Raw genomic sequence first — 22,711 nt, forward strand, 5'->3', positions numbered from 1 at the left:
ACCTCCGAAGATTAATTGACCGTCAGTAAGTTTAGCCTTTATTGGCCGCCTGTACGTGCAGCATGTCCAGCGCCAGCGTCGCAGCAGCAAGTGAAGTCAGGTCGGCATGATCGTAACCCGGTGCCACTTCCACCAGATCCATCCCGACGATATTCATCCCTTGCAGGCCACGAATCAGCTTGGTGGCTTTATCGGTGGTCAGGCCGCCAATCACTGGCGTGCCAGTGCCAGGCGCATGGGCCGGATCAAGACAATCGATATCAAAGGTCAGATACACCGGCAGATCACCTACGGTGCGCTTCACTTCAGCCAGGATGTCATCGACACTGCGATCGTTAACCTGCGCCGCATCCAGCACGTTAAAGCCAAGGCTCTTATCAAACTCGGTACGGATGCCGATCTGCACCGAATGGTGAGGATCGATCAACCCTTCTTTCGGCGCAGTGAAGAACATGGTGCCGTGGTCAAAGGTCGGGCCGTTGGAGTAGGTGTCGGTGTGCGCATCGAAATGCACCAGCGCCATTTTGCCGAAATGCTTGGCATGGGCACGCAGCAGCGGCAGCGTGACGTAGTGATCACCGCCGAACGTCAGCATACGTTTGCCGTTCGCCAGCAGTTTCTCGGCGTGGGCCTGCAACTTGTCAGATAGATCCTGGGAATCACCAAAGGCATACACCAGGTCGCCACAATCCACCACGTTCAGACGCTGACGCAGATCGAAATCCCACGGCCAGCGGCAGCCTTCCCAGGCGAGGTTAGTTGAGATCTGACGAATAGCGCCCGGCCCTAAACGGCTGCCCGGACGGCCCGAGGTCGCTGCATCGAAAGGCACGCCGGTGATGACCCACTCCGCGTCGCTGTCGTAAGGTTGGAAGTTGACCGGGAAACGCATGAAACCGAAGGCGTTCGAAACCAGTGAGTTATCGTACTGATTGCCGAGGGTGTTATACATAAATCGTCCTCTTTATATCCTGAATCTGCGTGAGATTAGTTATAGGTGAAATATGACCAAAAAAAATCCCTTCCGCGTCGTTAAACCCGACGAGGAAGGGATTTGATGCGGCTGATTATCGCGAAGATTCTCGTCGGCTGCAATTAACGTTCGCGCATGGCCTCTTTGGCGCGGTTAAACGGTTTAATCAGATAATCCATCACCGTCTTCTCACCGGTTTTGATATCCACCGTAGCAACCATACCGGGGCTGATAGAGAAACGTTTACCGGCTTTATTCTGCACATAATCATGATCGGTGCGGATATACACACGGTAGTAGTAAATCTCCGGCTTCACCTCATCCTGAATGGTATCCGGTGAAATGCTCTCCACCACCCCATCCAGCCCCCCATAGATTGAATAATCATAAGCGGAGATTTTCACCAACGCTTTCTGGTCCGGGTGAATAAACGCAATATCGCGCGGTGACAGGCGTGCCTCAATCAACAGATGATCATCCATCGGCACAATGTTCATCAGCTCCCCATTGGGCGGGATCACCCCACCGACTGTGGTTACTTTGATGTCTTTCACCACGCCACGCATCGGGGCACGAATGGTCAGGCGACTGACGGTATCCTCACGCCCACGAACCGTCTGCAACAGGCTGTCGGCTTCCGCCGTGGCTTTCGCCAGATCCTCACGCGCCTGGACATAATATTGCGAGCGCATATCGGTCATCTTCAGCTCAAGGTCGGATTTGTCACGCTGCAAACGCAGCACTTCGACGCTACTGGCCGCACCGGTTTTTGCCAGACGTTCGGTAATCGCCAACTCGCGGTTAGCAAGGCTAAGCGATTGCTGGATCTGTGCGGTAGCATCCTTCAGTTGCGCGCGACGGGTTTTGAACAGGCGGGTTTCTGACGCAATCAGGTCGGGAAATTTATTCAGCTCTGCCGGGAAGCTGAGCGGCAAATCGTTGACCTCGGCATTAAGACGGGCACTGGCTGCCAGCGCCGCACGATAGCGCGCCGCACTCTCCCCAACGCTCGACTCCGAGCGGATCGGGTCCAGTTTCGCCACCACCTGACCGGCTTCGACATGGCTGCCCTCGTGCACATAGATTTCGTCCAGGATGCCTCCCTCCAGCGATTGCAGCACCTGGTCATGGGAGCTGGGGATCACCTTGCCGGTACCGGTAGAGACTTCATCCAGCACGCCAAAATAAGCCCAGACGCAGGTGACCAGTAATAAAAAGAAGCTGATGACAATCAAGCGCACCGCACCTGAATAGTGGGTTTCTGATTGCAGATCGCCCGCCAGATCGTCCGAGGAATCCCCTTCTGCCGCCACCAGGCGTAATTTCGCAGGTAACTGTTTCATGGGTTAACCTCCGGGCGCGCATGGCTGGCGCGCGGTGGCGGCAGCGCATTCTCTTTCGGGCTGTCCATCACCAGTTGTCCTTCTTTTAGCACCAGAATGCGATCCACCAGCGCGAGAATCGCAGCACGATGGGTGGCGACCACCAGGGTGCGGCCATTCAGCCACTGCCCAAGTCGTTCGATAAACTCTTTCTCGGTGTGATCATCCAGTGAGGCGGTTGGCTCATCCAGCAGCACGATATTCGGGTCGCGCAGCAACATGCGGGCCAGCAGCACCGACTGGCGCTGTCCACCGGATAAGCCCACGCCCCCTTCCATCACCGGATGATCAAGGCCGAGCGGCAAACGATGAATAAAGTCAGCACCGCCGCTGACCACCAGCGCGGCAAAAATGGCGTCATCGGTGGCGTGTGCCGCCCCCATAGTCAGGTTTTCCCGCAGGGTGCCGTGGAACAGGCGTGCGTTCTGCGTCATCAGACCGACGTTGCGCCGCACATCTGCCAGGTCGATATGCGGCAGGCTGAGGTTATCCAGCAGCAATTCACCGCCAATTAACTCCACGCCGCCAATCATCGCCTGCAACATGGTCGATTTACCGGCCCCGTTGCGCCCGAGGATGGCAATGCGTTCACCCTGTTTAATGGTCAGACGGTTGATGCGTAGCGCGACGGTGAGCGTGTCGCTGTAGTAACGGAACATCGCCTCGTTAAACTGATAATTACCAAACAGCACCGGACAATGAATGCGGGTTTCGTCGGTGCTGTTCTCCACCGGCAACGTCATCAGGCCATCGAGACTGGTTTTCGCCGCTTTCACCTGCTGCCAGCGAGCCAGCACGCCGCACAACGTCGCCATCGGCGCGATCATGCGGGATGACAGCAACGATGCCGCCACAATCGCACCGGTGGTGATATCACCGTTAATTACCATCGGCGCACCAATCACAATCACCGTGGCGTACACCATCCCCTGAATGGTCACTCCCCAACTGATCAGCGAATGCATCGCCTTACGGGTTTCCACCCCGGATTGCGCGGTGATGCGGATGTAGCTGTTCCACTGTTGCAGGAAGCGATCCTCCGCCTGCATCAGTTTGATATCCTCCAGCCCCTGCACACTCTCCACCAGCACGGCGTTGCGTAATGTCGACTCCTTAAGCGCCTGCTGCGCCAGCTTCGACAGTTTTTTCTGCATAAACAGGCCCGGCAACACCATCAGAATCACCGCCACCGGCGCAATCCACGCCAGTTGCGGTGCAATGATCGCCATCACCAGCAAAAACAGCAGGAAGAACGGCATATCGACAATCGCCGTCACGGTGGTGGAGGTGACCATCTCACGGATCGCCTCCAGTTCGCGCAGTTGCGAGATAAAGGTGCCGGTTGAACGCGGTACGGCGCTGTTGCGCAGGCGCAACGCATGACCAAACACCCGGTCCGACACACGCATATCCGCCCGTTTGCCGAGCAGGTCGGTAACATGGTCGCGCCCGACGCGCAGGATATAGGTGAACACCACCGAAATAATCACGCCGATATAAAGCACATACAATGTCGGATAAGACTGCGCCGGTATCACCCGGTCGTAGACCTGCATCGAGAAGATAATGCCAACCAGCGCCAGCAGGTTGATCAGGAAAGATCCCAGCATCACATAGCCGTAGGGGCGTAGATCTTTCAGTACCAGACGGCGCAGCCAGTCCGGCTTAACGGTTTCCAGGTAGCGATCGACCCGGCTGTCTTTGGCCGGGGCCAACGGGCGAAACGCCGCGGCAAAACGCACATCCGCCAGCAACGCGAGCAGGGAAAGCGGTGTGGGTTGCTCATCACCGGCAAAATGCACCCGCACTTCGTCCTCGCCATCAAAGGAGGTGATCACCCCCACCTGGCCATCATTAAGTTCGACCGCCAGCGGCAGCCGCCAGTGGGTCACCTGCCATTTCTCATCATCATACAATTGCAGCGATAAACCGGCCTGACGCGCCAGATGGCGCAGCGCCTTATCGCGCGTCTGTTTACCCTGCCATTCGCTGGAAGCCAGGATCATGCCCGGTGAGCAGGGTAAACGATAATGGGTGGCGATCTGGATGATCGCCGTCGCCCATCCCTGTAACGGCACACCGCCTTCAGCGTGATCGGGCTTTGCGCCTGGGGTTTCTGGAATCTGCATTTGCGTCATGGCTGAATCTCCACGGACTGGATGCGCTGATTATTCAGGGCGAACGCCGACCGCATATGCCCGGTGCTGTAAAGGCAATCGAGTTGCAGTGAGCGTAACTGACTGATGGTTTGCTGAAGCGTAAAGCGGGTCTGGTAGACCTCCTGTTCGGCGTTCAGCACGTCGAGCAGCGGGCGGGTGCCGAGCTGCAAATATTGGTCCTGGTAGAGTTGCTGCGTTTTCTCGCTTAGCTGTTGTTGCCGTCCCAGAATGTTGAGCGTCAACGCCAGACTTTGCGAGGTATTCTGCGATTCACTCAGCTGTTGGCGTGCTTTAAGCCGTGCCGAGTTGACCGCCGCATTAGCCGCGCTGACGGCATTGGCCGCCGCATCACGACTGGCGGTCATGCCCCCCCCCTGATAAATCGGCATTTCGACTTTGACCCAGGCGGAATACTGGGTGCGATCCAGCGTTTCACTGCTGGCATAGTGATCGTTAAGGTAGTGGGTGACTTCCGGTTCCAGCGAGATAGTCGGCAACATCTGCGCGTTGGCGTTATCCAGCTTGGCTTGCGCCTGGTTGGCCGCCGCCCAGGCTGCCAGCACCGCCGGAATCAGACGGTCTTCCGCCTGCGACGACTGGCAGGAACGCATCAGCTTCGCGGGAAAATCATCGCTGACTTTATTGACCGTTGCCCAGCCGAGGTAGGTTGCCAGCGTGGCACGCCAGCGATCCAGATTGGCCTGATATTGCGTCAGGGTGGTGCGCGCCCCTTCAATACGGGCATCGGTTTGCGTGGCATCAGAAAGGGAAGCCGCCCCTTCGTCATTACGCTGTCTGGCTAAATCGCCAATTTTATTCAGCGACGCCAATTGTTGTTGTGCGATGACCACCAGTTGCTGATAACCCTGTACTTCAACCAGCGCGGCCGCCGTGTCATGCGCCACGGTATCAATGCTGACCAGCACGTTAGCCTGCTCTTCCGCGACGCCTGCTTCTGCCGATCGCACCGAGCTGCTGACTTTGCCGAAGTCATACAACATCTGCGACACCGACAGGACAAACGAGGGGCTGTAGCCTTTTTCGGTGTAAGCGTTGGAGTAGCCATTATTCATCCCGGCACTCACCTGCGGATAATATTTTGCTTTCGCCACATCAACCTGATTGGCTTGCTCCAGCAGTTTTCCTACCGCTTCGGCAATATCGGGATGCCAGTGCACCGCTCGCTGCACTGCCTGATTGAGCGTCAGGGTGTCCGGGATGTGGTTTAACGCGGGTTCGGCAACTTCGCCGGTTAATGAAGGTAGATCCTGCTGTTGTGTCAGACCCTGAGTGGTAATGCGTCCGGCCCTTGTCAGGGCGTCATCGGCCGCGTTTGCTTGAGAATTACTGAGAAAAGCGATGCCAGCACAGAAAACGCTGAGCTTCCAGGAACGGCGATATATTGCGCTTGATTGCATCAGGTCCATCGATACTCCACCAGTCATTAAGAGAAAGGGGCACATCCTGTGCCCGGGGTGCATCCTGCCTCAGATAACAAGGGTTACGCTGTGTGGTTCTGGTGCGGTTGTTGCAGCAACTCCTCCAGTGATGCGTTAGTGCCTTCCACGGTCACCAACTGGGTGCTGCTGTAAGCCGTTCCGGTTCCGTCACGGTCGATCGAGAGCACGGTATTGCCATCAGCGGTATGATCCACTTTCACAAAATCATTAACGTTACTTGTGTCATCATTCCAGCCAATAAGCAGGTTACTGACGTCAATCTTGTCGCCATTTGCGACAGAGAAATCAGTCCAGGTATCGTGTCCATTGCCACCGGTGGCATCTGCCGCATTCAGCAAGTGGTAAACCAGCGTGTCTGCTCCGGCACCCGAGGTGATGGTGTCGTCATAGGCGCTGCTGGTCAGCGTATCCGCCGCCGAGGTTCCGGTAATGGTCGGATGCAGCTCAATGGTGAACGAGTTGCTGATGAGGGTGCCGTCGGTTGAGGCCAGGGTGTAGCTAAACACCTCCTTGTGAGTGATGTTCTGCACGTTAATGTCGGCACTCAGCGCATAGGTATAACTACCGTCTGCGGCAATGCTTAAGGTGCCGTAATCACCCACCACCGCAGTACTGCCACTGCTGCTCACGGTGGTGGAATCACCGTGCTCATTGGTGATGGTCAGCGTACCGGTGTGACTGGTCGTGCTGTCGGCCCAGATGCTGCCGCTCACCGTGCTGTCGCTATCCGTCGTGGTTGAGGCTTCCGCAAACAGACTGTTTACAGCCAACAACGATGCCGTACCCGTTGAATGCACCAGATCAACGGTCAAGGTGGCCGTGGTGGCAACGCCCTGAGCATCTGTCACCGTATAGGTGAAGGTGTCTGCGGCTGGCAGTGTGTCGATATCCAACCCGGCCTTCAGCGTATAGGTGTAGTTGCCATGAGAGTCGATGGTTAACGTGCCGTAAGTGGTGCTGAACGAGGTACTGGTGCCCACCGTATGACCCGAAACCGAGGTTACCGCCGTACCTGATGGCACGGTACCGGCTACTGAGCTGGTATCGTTGGTCAGCAAGTTACCGGTGACGGTAGCCGCCACTGTTACCGCCATCACGGTGGTATCCGTGACCGTTGTGATGGTGGTGGTCGGCAGTAAGGAAACCCCGCCGGTCGAACCAATCACCACCGCATAAGTCCCGGTTCCCAGGTTGTTGTAGTTGATATTCGCCCCTGTCTTCGCGCCCAGATTGATCAATCCGGTCGAGAGATAGTTGTTGTTCACCGATACCAACGTCCAACCCGTACTGGTCTGCTGATAGAGATACACATTGTAGTTAGCAATCAGTGAGATACCGCTAACCGTACCATTCAAGGTCACGCTACGCGTATCGTCATTGCCTACGCTGAAGATATAAGCGTTACCGTTCGACAACACGCTGAGACCCAATACGGTTCCCAGATTCACCGTTGCCAGTGCTGAATGGCTGACGCTGGTGGTGCCGTTGTTTATCGTCGCGGTAGAGGTGGTGTAATCCACTTCTGTGAGGTCATTCGCCGCCACGATTTTGATCGCACCCAGCACAGTCGCCGTCGGCGATGTGTTGCCTGCTGCATCCGTCAGGGAGACAGACAACGTCGCTCCGGTGGTTTGCGCGGTTGTCAGCGTCACGGAGAAGCTGCCATTGCTGGCCACCGTGCCAGTGCCGATGGTGTTACCCCCGGCGTCTTTCACGGTAACCGTGGTACCGGCTTCGCCCGTACCCGTCAGGAGGGTACCTGCCGTGTTGACCGCCAGCCCGGTAGCTGCCGTCGGTGCCACGGTATCAACAATCACCGTTGCCGAAGTGGTGCCACTGATGTTGCCTGCCGTATCCGTTACTGTGACGCTTAACGAATGTGAACCATTAGCAAGTACCGCAGTGGTAAAGCTCCACGTACCACCAGCCCCGACAGAAACCGAGCCGAGGATCGTCGCGCCGTCATAGATAGTGACGCGACTGCCCACTTCTGCCGTTCCGCTCAGTACCGGCGTGGTATCTCTGGTCGAGCCGCCGCTCGGTACCGTCACGTTTGGTGTGACCGAATCGTTGGTGATAGTCAGCGTTGACGCGGTTGGTGCCACCGTATCCACCGTCAGGGTGACGGAGGCGTTCGGGCTGACGTTGCCCGCCGCATCGGTCGCCGTGACGTTCAGGGTATGCGTCCCTTCAGTCAGGGTGCTGGTGGTGAAGCTCCACGCCCCGTTGCTGCCTGCGGTGGTGGTGCCCAGCAGGGTAGCCCCGTCGTAGATGCTGATCTTCGCACCCGCCTCCGCCGTACCGCTCAACAACGGTGTGCTGTCGTTGGTGGTGCCGTTGTTGGGGATGGTGACCGGCGTACCATTGTTGTTGGTCGCCGTCAGACCCGTCACCGCCGCCGGGGCAACGGTGTCGATGATCACGCTGGCCGAGGTGGTGCCGCTGACGTTACCTGCCGCATCGGTCACCGTCACGCTCAGCGGATGGGTACCGTTGCTGAGGGTGGCGGTGGTGAAGCTCCAGGTACCTGCCCCGCCGACCGTCAGCGTGCCCAGCACCGTGCTGCCGTCATAGATGGTGACTTTGCTGCCGACTTCCGCCGTACCGCTCAGCACCGGAGTGCTGTCGTTGGTTGAACCGCCGCTCGGCACCACCGTGTTGGTGGCATCGTTGGTGATCACCAGCGTTGATGCCGCCGGGGCCACGGTATCCACCGTGATGATGGCCGAGGTGGTGCCGCTGACGTTACCGGCAGTGTCTTTCACCGTCACGCTCAGCGGATGAGTACCGTTGCTCAGCGCGCTGGTGGTGAAGCTCCAGGTACCGCCCGTCCCCACGGTGACGGAACCCAGCACCGTGCTGCCGTCGGAGATGGTGACCACCGAACCGGCCTCCGCCGTGCCGCTCAGGGTTGGCGTGTTGTCGTTGGTCGAGCCACCGCTCGGCACCGTCACGTTTGGCGTGACGTTATCCGCGGTGATGGTCAGCGTTGACGCCGCCGGGGCCGCCGTATCCACCGTCAGGGTGACGGAGGCGTTCGGGCTGACGTTGCCCGCCGCATCGGTCGCCGTGACGTTCAGGGTGTGCGGACCATCGGCCAGGGTGCTGGTGGTGAAGCTCCACGCCCCGTTGCTGCCTGCCGTCACCGTACCCAGCAGGGTCGCGCCGTCGTAGATGCTGACCTTCGCACCCGCCTCCGCCGTACCGCTGAGCGCCGGGGTGTTGTCGTTGGTGGTACCGTTGTTGGCAATCGCCACCGGCGTGCTGCCGTTGTTGTTGCTGGCCGCCAGACCCGTCACCGCTGCCGGGGCCACGGTGTCGATGATCACGCTGGCCGAGGTGGTACCGCTGACGTTACCTGCCGCATCGGTCACCGTCACGCTCAGCGGATGGGTACCGTTGCTGAGGGTGGCGGTGGTGAAGCTCCAGGTGCCGCCCGCACCGACCGTCAGCGTGCCCAGCACCGTGCTGCCGTCATAGATGGTGACTTTGCTGCCGACTTCCGCCGTGCCGCTCAGCACCGGGGTGCTGTCGTTGGTTGAACCGCCGCTCGGCACCACCGTGTTGGTGGCATCGTTGGTGATCACCAGCGTTGATGCCGCCGGGGCCACGGTATCCACCGTGATGGTGGCCGAGGTGGTGCCGCTGACGTTACCGGCGGTGTCTTTCACCGTCACGCTCAGCGGATGGCTGCCGTTGCTCAGCGCGCTGGTGGTGAAGTTCCAGGTACCGCCCGTCCCCACGGTGACGGAACCCAGCACCGTGCTGCCGTCGGAGATGGTGACCACCGAACCGGCCTCCGCCGTGCCGCTCAGGGTTGGCGTGTTGTCGTTGGTCGAGCCACCGCTCGGCACCGTCACGTTTGGCGTGACGTTATCCGCGGTGATGGTCAGCGTTGACGCCGCCGGGGCCGCCGTATCCACCGTCAGGGTGACGGAGGCGTTCGGGCTGACGTTGCCCGCCGCATCGGTCGCCGTGACGTTCAGGGTATGCGGACCATCGGCCAGGGTGCTGGTGGTGAAGCTCCACGCCCCGTTGCTGCCTGCCGTCACCGTACCCAGCAGGGTCGCGCCGTCGTAGATGCTGACCTTCGCACCCGCCTCCGCCGTACCGCTGAGCGCCGGGGTGTTGTCGTTGGTGGTACCGTTGTTGGCAATCGCCACCGGCGTGCTGCCGTTGTTGTTGCTGGCCGCCAGCCCCGTCACCGCTGCCGGGGCCACGGTGTCGATGATCACGCTGGCCGAGGTGGTGCCGCTGACGTTACCTGCCGCATCGGTCACCGTCACGCTCAGCGGATGGGTACCGTTGCTGAGGGTGGCGGTGGTGAAACTCCAGGTGCCGCCCGCACCGACCGTCAGCGTGCCCAGCACCGTGCTGCCGTCATAGATGGTGACTTTGCTGCCGACTTCCGCCGTACCGCTCAGCACCGGGGTGCTGTCGTTGGTTGAACCGCCGCTCGGCACCACCGTGTTGGTGGCATCGTTGGTGATCACCAGCGTTGATGCCGCCGGGGCCACGGTATCCACCGTGATGGTGGCCGAGGTGGTGCCGCTGACGTTACCAGCGGTGTCTTTCACCGTCACGCTCAGCGGATGAGTACCGTTGCTCAGCGCGCTGGTGGTGAAGCTCCAGGTACCGCCCGTCCCCACGGTGACGGAACCCAGCACCGTGCTGCCGTCGGAGATGGTGACCACCGAACCGGCCTCCGCCGTGCCGCTCAGGGTTGGCGTGTTGTCGTTGGTCGAGCCACCGCTCGGCACCGTCACGTTTGGCGTGACGTTATCCGCGGTGATGGTCAGCGTTGACGCCGCCGGGGCCGCCGTATCCACCGTCAGGGTGACGGAGGCGTTCGGGCTGACGTTGCCCGCCGCATCGGTCGCCGTGACGTTCAGGGTATGCGGACCATCGGCCAGGGTGCTGGTGGTGAAGCTCCACGCCCCGTTGCTGCCTGCCGTCACCGTACCCAGCAGGGTCGCGCCGTCGTAGATGCTGACCTTCGCACCCGCCTCCGCCGTACCGCTGAGCGCCGGGGTGTTGTCGTTGGTGGTACCGTTGTTGGCAATCGCCACCGGCGTGCTGCCGTTGTTGTTGCTGGCCGCCAGCCCCGTCACCGCTGCCGGGGCCACGGTGTCGATGATCACGCTGGCCGAGGTGGTGCCGCTGACGTTACCTGCCGCATCGGTCACCGTCACGCTCAGCGGATGGGTACCGTTGCTGAGGGTGGCGGTGGTGAAGCTCCAGGTGCCGCCCGCACCGACCGTCAGCGTGCCCAGCACCGTGCTGCCATCATAGATGGTGACTTTGCTGCCGACTTCCGCCGTACCGCTCAGCACCGGGGTGCTGTCGTTGGTTGAACCGCCGCTCGGCACCACCGTGTTGGTGGCATCGTTGGTGATCACCAGCGTTGATGCCGCCGGGGCCACGGTATCTACCGTGATGGTGGCCGAGGTGGTGCCGCTGACGTTACCGGCGGTGTCTTTCACCGTCACGCTCAGCGGATGGCTGCCGTTGCTCAGCGCGCTGGTGGTGAAGCTCCAGGTACCGCCCGTCCCCACGGTGACGGAACCCAGCACCGTGCTGCCGTCGGAGATGGTGACCACCGAACCGGCCTCCGCCGTGCCGCTCAGGGTTGGCGTGTTGTCGTTGGTCGAGCCACCGCTCGGCACCGTCACGTTTGGCGTGACGTTATCCGCGGTGATGGTCAGCGTTGACGCCGCCGGGGCCGCCGTATCCACCGTCAGGGTGACGGAGGCGTTCGGGCTGACGTTGCCCGCCGCATCGGTCGCCGTGACGTTCAGGGTATGCGGACCATCGGCCAGGGTGCTGGTGGTGAAGCTCCACGCCCCGTTGCTGCCTGCCGTCACCGTACCCAGCAGGGTCGCGCCGTCGTAGATGCTGACCTTCGCACCCGCCTCCGCCGTACCGCTGAGCGCCGGGGTGTTGTCGTTGGTGGTGCCGTTGTTGGCAATCGGTACCGCCGTCGTGCCGTTGTTGTTGCTGGCCGCCAGCGTTACTGCCGCCGGAGCCGTGACATCAATCACCACGGTTGCCGAGCTGGATGCCACACTGACGTTACCTGCGGCATCCGTTGCCCTGACGGTAAATACATGGCTACCTTCCGGCAGTGTTGCGGTAGTGAAGCTCCAGGTGCCGCCCGCGGTGGTGATGGCCGTTCCCAGCACCGTGCTGCCGTCATAGATAGTGATGGTGCTGTTCGCTTCCGCCGTACCGCTGAGGGTTGGTGTGCTGTCGTTGGTGGATGCGCCGTTAGCAATCACGGTGTTAGTGGTGTCGTTGGTCACCACCAGCGTCGCGACATCCGGTGCGTGCGTATCAACCGTAAAGGTCACTGCCGCCGAGTTGGCGCTGGTATTACCGGCCGCATCGGTCGCCGTGACGCTCAGCGTGTGGGAACCGTTGCTCAGGGTCGGCGTGTTATAACTCCAGACGCCCGACGCATCTGCCGTGGTCGATCCCACCACATCGGCGCCATCATAAATGGTGATCACCGCATTGGCTTCAGACGTGCCAGTCAGCAATGGCGTGCTGTCGTTGGTTGAGGAACCGTCGGCAATCTCCACCACCGTACCACCGGTGTCCTTACTGACCACCAGATCATCCACTGCATCAGGTGCTGTGGTATCGACGGTGATATTGATGGTGCTCGACGTTGCACCTGGATTGCCAAGACCATCCACCGTTGTGATGAACAGTGCATGGTCACCATCGGCTAACGCCGGATTAGGGGTAAAGGTCCACTGTCCACTGGCATCAACCAGAACAGAACCCAGCACCGTCGCGCCATCGTGGATGGTGATCACATCATCCTCGGCAGCCAGACCGCTCAGCACAGGCGTGCTGTCTTTGGTATCCGCACCATCAGACAACGACACCAGGGTGCTACCGCTATCGTCGGTAATCTCCAGGGTACTGGTGGCCGGCGGCATCCCGGCGTTAATGGTAACGTCAAAAGCAGGTGAGGACGCCGCGCTGACGTTTCCTGCCGGATCAGTCACGGTGACCGTGAAGCTATGGGAACCATTACTTAATGCCGCTGGCGTAAAGCTCCATGCCCCTGCGGTTGCGGTGACGGTGCCCAACAATGTATTGCCATCGTAGATCGAAATCACATCGCCAGTCGTTGCACTGCCGCTCAGCGTCGGGGTGCTGTCATCGGTGGTATCACCGCTTGCCAGCTCACCGGTCTGTCCACCAGCATCATCCGTAACCACAAAATCGTTTATGGCATCCGGTGCAACGGTGTCGATAGTAACGGTGTAGTCAGCCGACAAGGCACTGGTGTTACCCGCCGCATCAGTTACCGAGACATTAAAGGTATAGGGACCATCAGTTAACGCGCTGGTTTCAAAGCGCCATACACCATTATCCCCTACCGTCGTGCTGCCAATTAACACATCATCCTGATAGATATTCACCGTGGTGCCTGCGGTGGCATTACCACGCAATACCGGCGTCTCGTCGTTGGTCGAACCGCCATTAGCGACCACGAACGGCGTAGTACCGTCGTTGTCGTAGATAGCAAAGTTGGTAACCGGATCAGGAGTTACCGTGTTGACCGTCACGGTGACCGAGGTGGTCGAACTCACGTTTCCTGCCTCGTCAGTGACGGTAACATTCAACGTATGCGTGTCGTTCGAGAGGGTTGGCGTGGTGTAGTTCCAGTTACCATCACCGTCTGTCGTGGTGGTACCCAGCAAGGTTGTTCCGTCATAAACCGAGATAATGCTGTCCGGTTCAGCGGTACCCACCAGCTCAGGGGTGTTATCGTTGGTGGCGCCGCCATCAGGTATCACCACGGACGGCGTGCTGTCGTTATTTTGCAGTACCAGATCGCCAACCGGTTCCGGTGCTGTGGCATCTACCGCTACCGTAAAGGTGGTAGAGGCAGTGCTGACGTTGCCGTTCACATCGGTGACGGTGGCGCTCAGGGTATGCGAGCCATCAATCAGGGTTGGTGTACTGAAGCTCCAGTTGCCATCCGCATCCGCGGTGGTTGAACCAATCACTACGCTGCCATCATAGATGGTGATAATGCTGTTCTCTTCCGCCGTCCCCGTCAGCAACGGTGTGTTGTCATTGGTGGTGTCGCCATCAGCAAGTGGAACAGGCGTTGTTCCGTCGTCATTGCTGACCACAATACTGGTGGCAATCGGTGCACTGGTGTCCAGCGTGAAGTTGATTGGCGTTGACGCGTCACTGGTGTTGCCAGCCGCATCGGTGACGGTGACACTCAGGCTGTGCGATGTTCCGGTTAGCGTCGGTACACTGAAGCTCCACTGACCGTTGTTATCGACAGTTGCACTGCCAATGACGGTGCTGCCGTCACTGATGGTGACGACACTACCTGCCTCAGCACTTCCTGACAGCAGCGGTGTGCTGTCATTGGTCGTGCCGTTGTTCGGGATACCCACCGCCGTGGTGCCGTTATCATTACTGAGCGTGATACCGGTTGCCACGTCTGGCGCCGTTGCATCGACCTGTACGCTGATGGTCGCAGGTGCACTGACGTTGCCGGCGGCATCTGTCGCGGTCACGCTCAGGGTATGAGAACCATCAGCCAATACGCTGGTGGTGTAACTCCAGGTCCCCGTGTTATCAACCACCAGCGAGCCAAGCACACCGTTCTCATCGGAGATGGTGATGATATCCCCTTCTTCACCTGAACCACTGAGAACCGGGGTGTTGTCATTGGTTAACCCGCCATCCGGGATCGCCACAGAACCGCCACCAATATCGTTGCTCAGGGTAAGTTCGGCGATGGTCGGGGCAACAGTATCAACGGTCACCGTCAGCGGATCGCTCACATCACTGACGTTTCCAGCGCTGTCCGTCACGGTGACGGTCAGACTATGCTCACCATCGGTCAGCGTTGGGGTGGTGAAGCTCCAGTTGCCATCGGCATCCACCAGCGCGGTTCCCAGCACGTTACTGCCATCCGAAACCGTCACGATACTGTTCGCTTCAGCGGTACCGCTCAACACCGGGGTGTTGTCGTTAGTCGCGCCGCCAGCGGCAATCTCGGTATCGGTCTGGTCATTGGTCAGCAGGAGATTATCCGCTGCGTCAGGTGCCTCGCTGTCAATGGTGAAGCCGATAACAGCAGAGTTTGCACTGGTGTTGCCCGCCGGGTCAGTGACGGTGACACTGAGATTGTGTTCGCCTTGATCCAATGCACCAGTGGTAAAGGTCCAGGTTCCATCGGTGCCGACCACCGTTGAGCCAAGCAACGTCGTGCCGTCATAGACATTAATGATGTTGCCCGCATCAGAGCTACCGGTGAGTTCCGGAGTAGGGTCATTCGTGAAGCCACCATCAGCAATCGGAACGAGGGTACTGCCTTCGTTATTGTTGACCACCAAATCGGCCACGGGATCCGGGGCTGCGGTATCGATGGTGATGGCGACTGCCGGTGAGGCAGGTCCGGTGTTTCCGGCAGCATCGGTGACGGTGGTGGTAAGACTGTGCGCGCCTTCACTCAATACCGGTGAAGTGAAACTCCAGTTGCCATCGCCATCGACCGTCGCCGTACCCAGTACGTTACTGCCTTCCGCCACCGTGACCGTACTGCCCGGTTCAGCGGTACCGCTCAACACCGGTGTCGTATCGTTGGTCGCCCCCGACGTGATCGGTACCAACGAACCGCTGGCATCAGAACTGAGTTGCAGATTGCTGGCAGCCACTGGAGGCTGCGTATCAATGGTTACCGCCAGCGGATCGGACGCGGTGCTGACGTTACCTGCCGTGTCGGTGACCGTCACCGTCAGGCTGTGATCGCCGTCTGTCAGCGTTGGCGTGGTGAACGTCCAGTTGCCATCGATATCGGTCAGGGCGGTCCCCAGCACATTGCTGCCATCTGAAACCGTCACAATGCTGTTGGCTTCAGCCGTGCCACTCAACACCGGGGTGTTGTCGTTAGTGGCTCCGCCTGCCGCAATCGGTGTATCGGTCGCGTCATTGGTGAGTTGCAGATTATCCGCCGGATCGGGCGCTTCGCTGTCCACGGTGAAATCTATGGTGTCAGAGTTAGCACTGGTGTTTCCGGCAGCGTCGCTGACCGTGACGCTCAGGCTATGCGCGCCCTGGTCCAGTTCTGGGGTGATATAGCTCCATGTGCCGTCCGCACCAACGGATGTTGAGCCCAACAACGTCGTGCCATCGTAGACATTGACGATGCTGCCCGCCTCCGCCGTACCGGTCAGCTCCGGTGTCGCATCGTTGGTGAGATTACCCTCAGTGATCGGCACCAGCGTACTGCCTTCGTTGTTGTTGACCACCAGATCAGTCACAGCATCCGGTGCAGCGGTATCGATATCGAAATTCACCACAGAGGAGGATGGGCCGATGTTACCTGCGGCATCGGTCACCGTGATACTCAACGCATGGCTGCCATCCAGTAACGGCGTGGTAATGAAACTCCAGTTACCACTGCCATCGGTGGTCACACTGCCAATCACATCGGTGCCATCGTAAATGGTGATCAGGCTATTCGCCTCTGCCGTACCGCTCAGTTCCGGTGAGTTGTCGTTAGTCAGCCCCCCGTTGGTGATTGGGACGTCGGTACTGCCATTATTGTTGTTGAGAACAAAGTCGGCGGCGTCTGGTGCCGTGGTATCAACGGTCAACGCCACCATATTACTCGGCGCGCTCACATTTCCGGCGAGATCGGTCTCCGTGACCATCAGATTGTGATCGCCATCGGTCAGGGTTTGCGGCGTGAAGTTCCAGCTACCGGTGGTTGCATCCGCCTGTACCGAACCGATCACCGCCATATTGTCGTAAATGGTGATGATGCTGCCCGCTTCTGCCGTACCGCTCAAGGTTGGCGTGCTGTCACCGGTCAGACCGTTAAGCGTATCGCCATTGTCATTTTCTGCCGTCAGATTGGTTACCGGATCGGGCGCGGTGGTATCCACAGTGACAAGGATAGGATCGGAGGCATCGCCAGTATTGCCGGCCGCATCGGTTACGGTCGTCGTCAGGCTGTGATCACCTTCATCCAGTGCCGGAGAGGTAAAGCTCCAGTTACCGTCACCATCTACAGTCGCGGTTCCCAACACGTTAGCGCCATCAGAAACTGTCACGGTACTACCCGGCTCCGCCGTACCACTCAATATCGGCGTGGTATCGTTGGTCGCACCCGTGGTAATCGGCACCAGCGTGCCACTGGTATCGCTACTGAGTTGTAAGTTATCGGCTGCCGCCGGGGCAGTCGTATCAATGGTGACCGCGATCGGATCGGATGCCGGGCTGGCATTGCCTGCCGGATCGGTCACGATGGCTGTCAGGCTATGATCACCTTCATCCAGCGCAGGGGTGGTAAAGCTCCAGTTTCCGTCGCCATCTACGGTCGCCGTTCCCAGCACGTTACTGCCATCGGACACCGTGACCGTGCTACCCGGCTCCGCCGTACCACTCAATACCGGCGTGGTATCACTGGTGCTGCTCCCAGCTGCAATCGGTACGGAGGTACCACCGGAATCATTACTGAGTTGCAAACCACTGGCCGCAACCGGTGGTTGGGTATCCACTGAAAACGCCAGCGGATCAGAGGCTGTACTGGTGTTTCCTGCCGGGTCGGTGACGGTGGCCGTCAGACTGTGATCGCCTTCTGCCAGCACAGGGGTGGTGAAACTCCAGTTACCATCACCGTCAACCGTGGTGGTTCCCAGCACCGTGTCACCATCTGACACGGTAATGGTACTGCCTGGCTCTGCCGTGCCGCTTAATACCGGCGTGGTGTCGTTAGTCGCACCACCCGCAGCTACCGGCACAGACGTACCACTTGAATCATTGCTGAGTTGCACACCATCTACGGGATCGGGTGCGGTGGTATCGATGGTGATCGCAAGCGGGTCCGAAGCATCGCTGGTATTACCCGCGGGGTCGGTCACCGTCGCTGTCAGGCTATGATCACCTTCATCCAGCGCAGGGGTAGTAAAGCTCCAGTTACCATTGCCATCTACGGTCGCCGTTCCCAGCACGTTAGTGCCATCAGACACCGTCACCGTGCTTCCTGGCTCCGCCGTACCACTCAATATCGGCGTGGTATCGTTGGTGGTGCCGGCAGTGACGGGGACCGATGTCCCGGTGACATCGCTGCTGAGTTGCAAGCCCGTCGCTACATCAGGTGCGGTGGTGTCAACGGTAAAATCAATGGCCGCAGAAGGCGGGCTGGTGTTGCCTGCCGGATCGGTCACGGTCGCCGTCAGACTATGATCACCCTCACCCAGAGCGGGGGTAATAAAACTCCAGTTACCGTCGTTATCCACCGTGGTGGTGCCCAGCACATCGTTACCGTCAGAAACGGTAATGATGCTGCCCGGATCGGCGGTTCCACTCAGTACCGGAGTGGTATCATTCGTCGCCCCACCAGCAGCAACTGGCACCGGTGTACCACCATCGTTATTACTGAGTTGCACATCACCCGCAATGGCTGGCGCGGTGGTGTCAATGGTGACAGTGACCGGATCCGAAGCCGGACCGGTATTCCCTGCCGCATCGGTCACCGTTGCCGTCAGGCTGTGATCGCCTTCGCCCAATGGGTCAGGTGTAAAGCTCCAGTTGCCATTACTGTCAACAGTTGCGGTCCCCAGCACGGTGTCGCCATCGGAAATGGTCACGGTGCTGCCCGGTTCCGCTGTTCCCGTTAACACCGGTGTGGTGTCGTTGGTGACGCCGCCGTCCGCAACAGGTACCGGTGTCCCGCTCAGGTCATTACTGAGTTGCAGGCCGCTCGCCGCTTCTGGTGCGGTGGTGTCTACCGTGACAGCGATAGGGCTGGAAGCCAGGCCCGTATTGCCCGCCGTATCGGTCACCGTGGTGGTCAGGCTATGATCGCCCTCATCCAGTGCAGGGGTGGTGTAGCTCCAGTTACCGTCGCTATCGGTGATCGCGGTACCCAGCACAGTATCGCCGTCAGAAATGGTGACAGTGCTGCCGGGTTCGGCGGTACCGCTAAGTACCGGCGTCGTGTCATTAGTCGCACCCGACGTGATCGGTACTGCTGTGCCGCTCGTGTCATTGCTCAGTTGCAGGTTGTCAGCAACCGCTGGCGGCGTGGTATCTACGGTGAACACAAACGGATCGGTGGCTTCGCTGGTGTTACCCGCCTGGTCGGTCACGGTGGTGGTCAGGCTATGCTCACCTTCCGTCAATGTGGGTAGCGTGAAGCTCCAGTTACCGTCGTTATCCACTGTGGCCGTGCCCAGCAAATTGTCACCATCCTGGATGGTCACGATGCTGCCGGGTTCCGCGCTGCCACTCAGTACCGGGGTGTTGTCATTGGTTGCGCTACCCGGTTCGATCGGCACCGGAGTACCGCTTTCGTCATTACTGAGCTGCAATCCGCCCGCGGCACCCGTCGCCACCGTATCGATGGTGATGGTGATGGTGTCAGAATTGGTAATGTTGCCGTTGATATCCGTGATGGTGGCCTGGAAGGCATGCGATCCATCAACCAGCGTGCCAGGCGTGAAGACCCACTGACCATTACTGTCAGCAGTGACGCTGCCCAGTACGGTGGTGCCGTCATACAGGGTGATCAGGTTGCCTGCACCCGCCAGGCCACTCAGCACTGGCGTGCTGTCATGGGTAAAATCGCCATCAGCCAACTGCACCAGGGTGTTGCCGCTATCATCCGTTACCTGGAGAGAGCTGGTTGCCGCTGGCAGATCGGCATTGATGGTTACGTTGAACGGCGTGGTTGTCGGACTAACATTACCGGCCGCATCGGTCACCGTAACGGTCAGGCTGTGATTGCCGTTGGTTAACGCTTCTGGTGTGAAGCTCCAGTTGCCGTCACTGCCCACGGTGACAGTACCCAATAGCGTATCGCCATCGTAAACGCTGACGACGGTATTCGCCTCGGCCTGACCACTCAGGGTTGGCGTGCTGTCATCACTGAATCCACCCGACGTAAGGGGTCCCTGACTGTCGCCCACATCATCGGTCACTGTCAGGCCGCTGGCTGCCGCAGGCGGTACGGTATCGACGGTAAAACTGATGGGATCGGACGCCGGGCTGGTGTTGCCCGCCGCATCGCTCACCGTGGTGGTCAGACTGTGGTTGCCATCACTCAGCACTGGAGTCGTGAAGCTCCAACTGCCATCGCTGCCGACTGTTGCCGTGCCAAGCACCGTGTTACCGTCGGAAATTGTGACGGTGCTGCCGGGTTCAGCCGTGCCGCTCAATTGCGGAGAACTGTCGTTGGTGGCACCACCCGCCGCAATCGGAACGACAGTACTGCCGTTATTGCCCCCGAGCTGCAAATCACCGGCCGCCGCCGGTGCCTGGGTATCAATGACGATATTGATGGTGATGGAGTCAGTGATGTTGCTGTTAACATCCGTGATGGTGGCATGGAACGAATGTGGACCATCATCCAGCGTGGTCGGGGTAAAGCTCCATTGCCCATTGCTGCCTGCCACCACGCTGCCTAACAAGGTTGTGCCGTCATACAGTGTGATCAGGGTATTCGCCCCGGCCAGACCGCTCAACGCCGGCGTGCTGTCCTGAGTGTTGGCACCATTGGCCAGTTGTACCAGGGTATTGCCGCTGTCATCGGTGACCTGCAATGAACTGGTCGCCGGTGGCAAATCTGCCGCAACGACTGCATCAAACGCAGGTGTGGCAGGGCTGACATTACCTGCGCTATCGGTCACTGTCACCGTCAGGCTGTGGCTACCATTGGTCAACGCCGGAGTAGTAAAGCTCCAGTTCCCATTCACGTCGGTGGTGGTTTGCCCCAGCAACGTCGTGCCGTCATACACGCTGATCACGCTATTGGGCTCAGCCTGACCGCTCAGGGTCGGCGTGTTGTCATCGGTGGAGACACCCGAGGTGATCGGCCCCTGACTGTCGCCCACGTTGTCAGTTACCGTCAGGCCGCTAGCCGCCGCCGGTGGCGTAGTATCGACGATAAAATTGATGGGATCGGATGCCGGGCTGGTGTTCCCCGCCGGGTCGCTCACGGTGGTGGTCAGGCTGTGTTGCCCCTCACCTAACGCCGGGGTGGTGAAACTCCAGTTGCCATCACTGCCGACAACCGCCGTACCGAGCACGGTGGTGCCATCAGAAATGGTGACGGTACTGCCCGGTTCAGCTGTACCCGTCAACACCGGAGTGGTGTCATTGGTTGATCCCCCCGCAGGTACCGGTATCACGGTGCTGCCTTCGTTGTTACCGAGTTGCAAATCACCGGCCGCTTCTGGGGCCACCGTATCAATAATGATAAGAATGGTGTTGGAATCAGTCACATTGCCGTTAGCATCTGTGATGGTGGCATGAAAGGTATGTGTACCATCGGCCAGCGTGCCTGGGGTAAACACCCATTGCCCATCCGTGCCAGCCACGACGCTACCCAACAAGGTATTTCCGTCATACAGGGTAATAAGGGCGTTTGCCGTTGCCAGCCCCGTCAGTACCGGGGTGGTGTCACGCGTGCTGGATCCATCAAGCAGCTGCACCAGGGTGTTGCCGCTGTCATCCGTCACCTGCAACGACGTGGTGGCTGGTGGGAAACCTGCCGCAATGTTGACATCAAACGCCGGGGTTGCCGGGCCGACATTCCCCGCCGCATCCGTCACGGTAACGGTGAGGCTATGGCTACCATTGCTCAGCGCCGGGGTAGTAAAGCTCCAGCTACCGTTCGCATCTGTCACGGCACTGCCCAGCAGCGTCTGACCATCATAGATTTTGATGATGCTATTGGCTTCAGCCTGGCCGCTTAAGGTGGGTGTGTTGTCATCTGTGGTCGCGCCGGAAGTCAGTGGCCCCTGACTCCCCCCGACATCGTCTGTCACCACCAAAGCGCTGGCAGCTACCGGTGCCACGGTATCGACAGCGAAGTTGATAGGATCAGATGCAGCGCTGGTATTGCCCGCAGCATCGGTAACGGTCGTGGTAATACTGTGAGATCCATCCGCCAGCGTTGGCGTGGTGAAGCTCCAGCTGCCATCTGCGCCGACCACCACGGTGCCCAGCAAGGTCGACCCGTCGTAAATGCTGACGATGCTGCCCGCTTCAGCCGTTCCGCTTAAGGTCGGCGTATTGTCATCGGTGTTGGTGCCACTGGTAATCGCTCCCTGAATGGCGCCGGCATTATCGGTCAAAGCAAGGTTACTGGCCGTGCCGGGTGCGGTGGTATCGCCGCCACCGCCGGGAATGGTACCACCGCCGCCGGGATTAGTGCCGCCACCGCCGTTATCACCGCCGCCAGCATTATTGCTACCCCCTTCGGAACCACTACTGCCTGTGGTTCCCGCAAACATCGCACCAAGCCCCGCCAGCAGTGCACCTCCCATACCAAAGGCGGCAATGGCGTTATCATGGGTGGTATTTGCTGCTAACAGGCCATCGGTACTGTCGATAGAAACATACTGGAAGCCATCACCACCAGGATTCTCCACCCACCATAAAGCGCCCTTGTCATCCTGTAGCACAAGGTCACTTTCGCCATTCGGCCCATAAAAATTATGAATAACAAGATGTTCACCCGACTTCGTTGTAATAACGAGGTCATTACCATTGCGTGTGTAAGATTTAATATCTGATTGATTCAGATTGAGTTTAACCAAACTCGGAGTGGTTAACGTCACTTCGCTTCCGTTAGTCAGCGAGGCGATCGTGCCTCCTTTAGGCGTTACTGAGATATTATTCATTTTCTCTATATTCCACCGAGGTTATTAGAATCCATAAAAACGCCCGAAATCCGCAGAT

At 59.2% G+C, this 22,711-nt stretch carries 5 protein-coding genes; all 5 read right to left on the minus strand.

The features are described 5' to 3' along the window. Nucleotides 1-31: 31 nt before the first annotated feature. Nucleotides 32-952, minus strand: a complete 921-nt coding sequence (speB, locus tag AC6I8N_RS16420; RefSeq protein ID WP_208723668.1) for an agmatinase — start codon at nucleotides 950-952, stop codon at nucleotides 32-34. A 143-nt stretch (nucleotides 953-1,095) separates the two neighbouring features. Further along, a complete protein-coding gene (locus AC6I8N_RS16425) occupies nucleotides 1,096-2,316 on the minus strand; it encodes an HlyD family type I secretion periplasmic adaptor subunit (protein ID WP_208723667.1) in 1,221 nt (406 codons plus the stop codon). Then, the gene (locus tag AC6I8N_RS16430) at nucleotides 2,313-4,493 is read right to left on the minus strand and encodes a type I secretion system permease/ATPase (protein ID WP_208723666.1); all 2,181 of its coding nucleotides are present in this window, start codon (nucleotides 4,491-4,493) and stop codon (nucleotides 2,313-2,315) included. The genes AC6I8N_RS16425 and AC6I8N_RS16430 overlap by 4 nt, the downstream gene beginning before the upstream one ends. Next, complete coding sequence (locus tag AC6I8N_RS16435) at nucleotides 4,490-5,941, minus strand: TolC family outer membrane protein (protein ID WP_497829481.1); 1,452 nt, start codon at nucleotides 5,939-5,941, stop codon at nucleotides 4,490-4,492. The genes AC6I8N_RS16430 and AC6I8N_RS16435 overlap by 4 nt, the downstream gene beginning before the upstream one ends. Before the next feature lie 74 nt (nucleotides 5,942-6,015). Beyond that, nucleotides 6,016-22,653: an Ig-like domain-containing protein gene (locus tag AC6I8N_RS16440; RefSeq protein ID WP_497829482.1), complete on the minus strand. Its 16,638-nt coding sequence runs from the start codon at nucleotides 22,651-22,653 to the stop codon at nucleotides 6,016-6,018. Between the last annotated feature and the right edge of the window lie 58 nt (nucleotides 22,654-22,711).

It is taken from the genome of Pantoea sp. X-Soil-TKNS-1279, assembly GCF_059730565.1.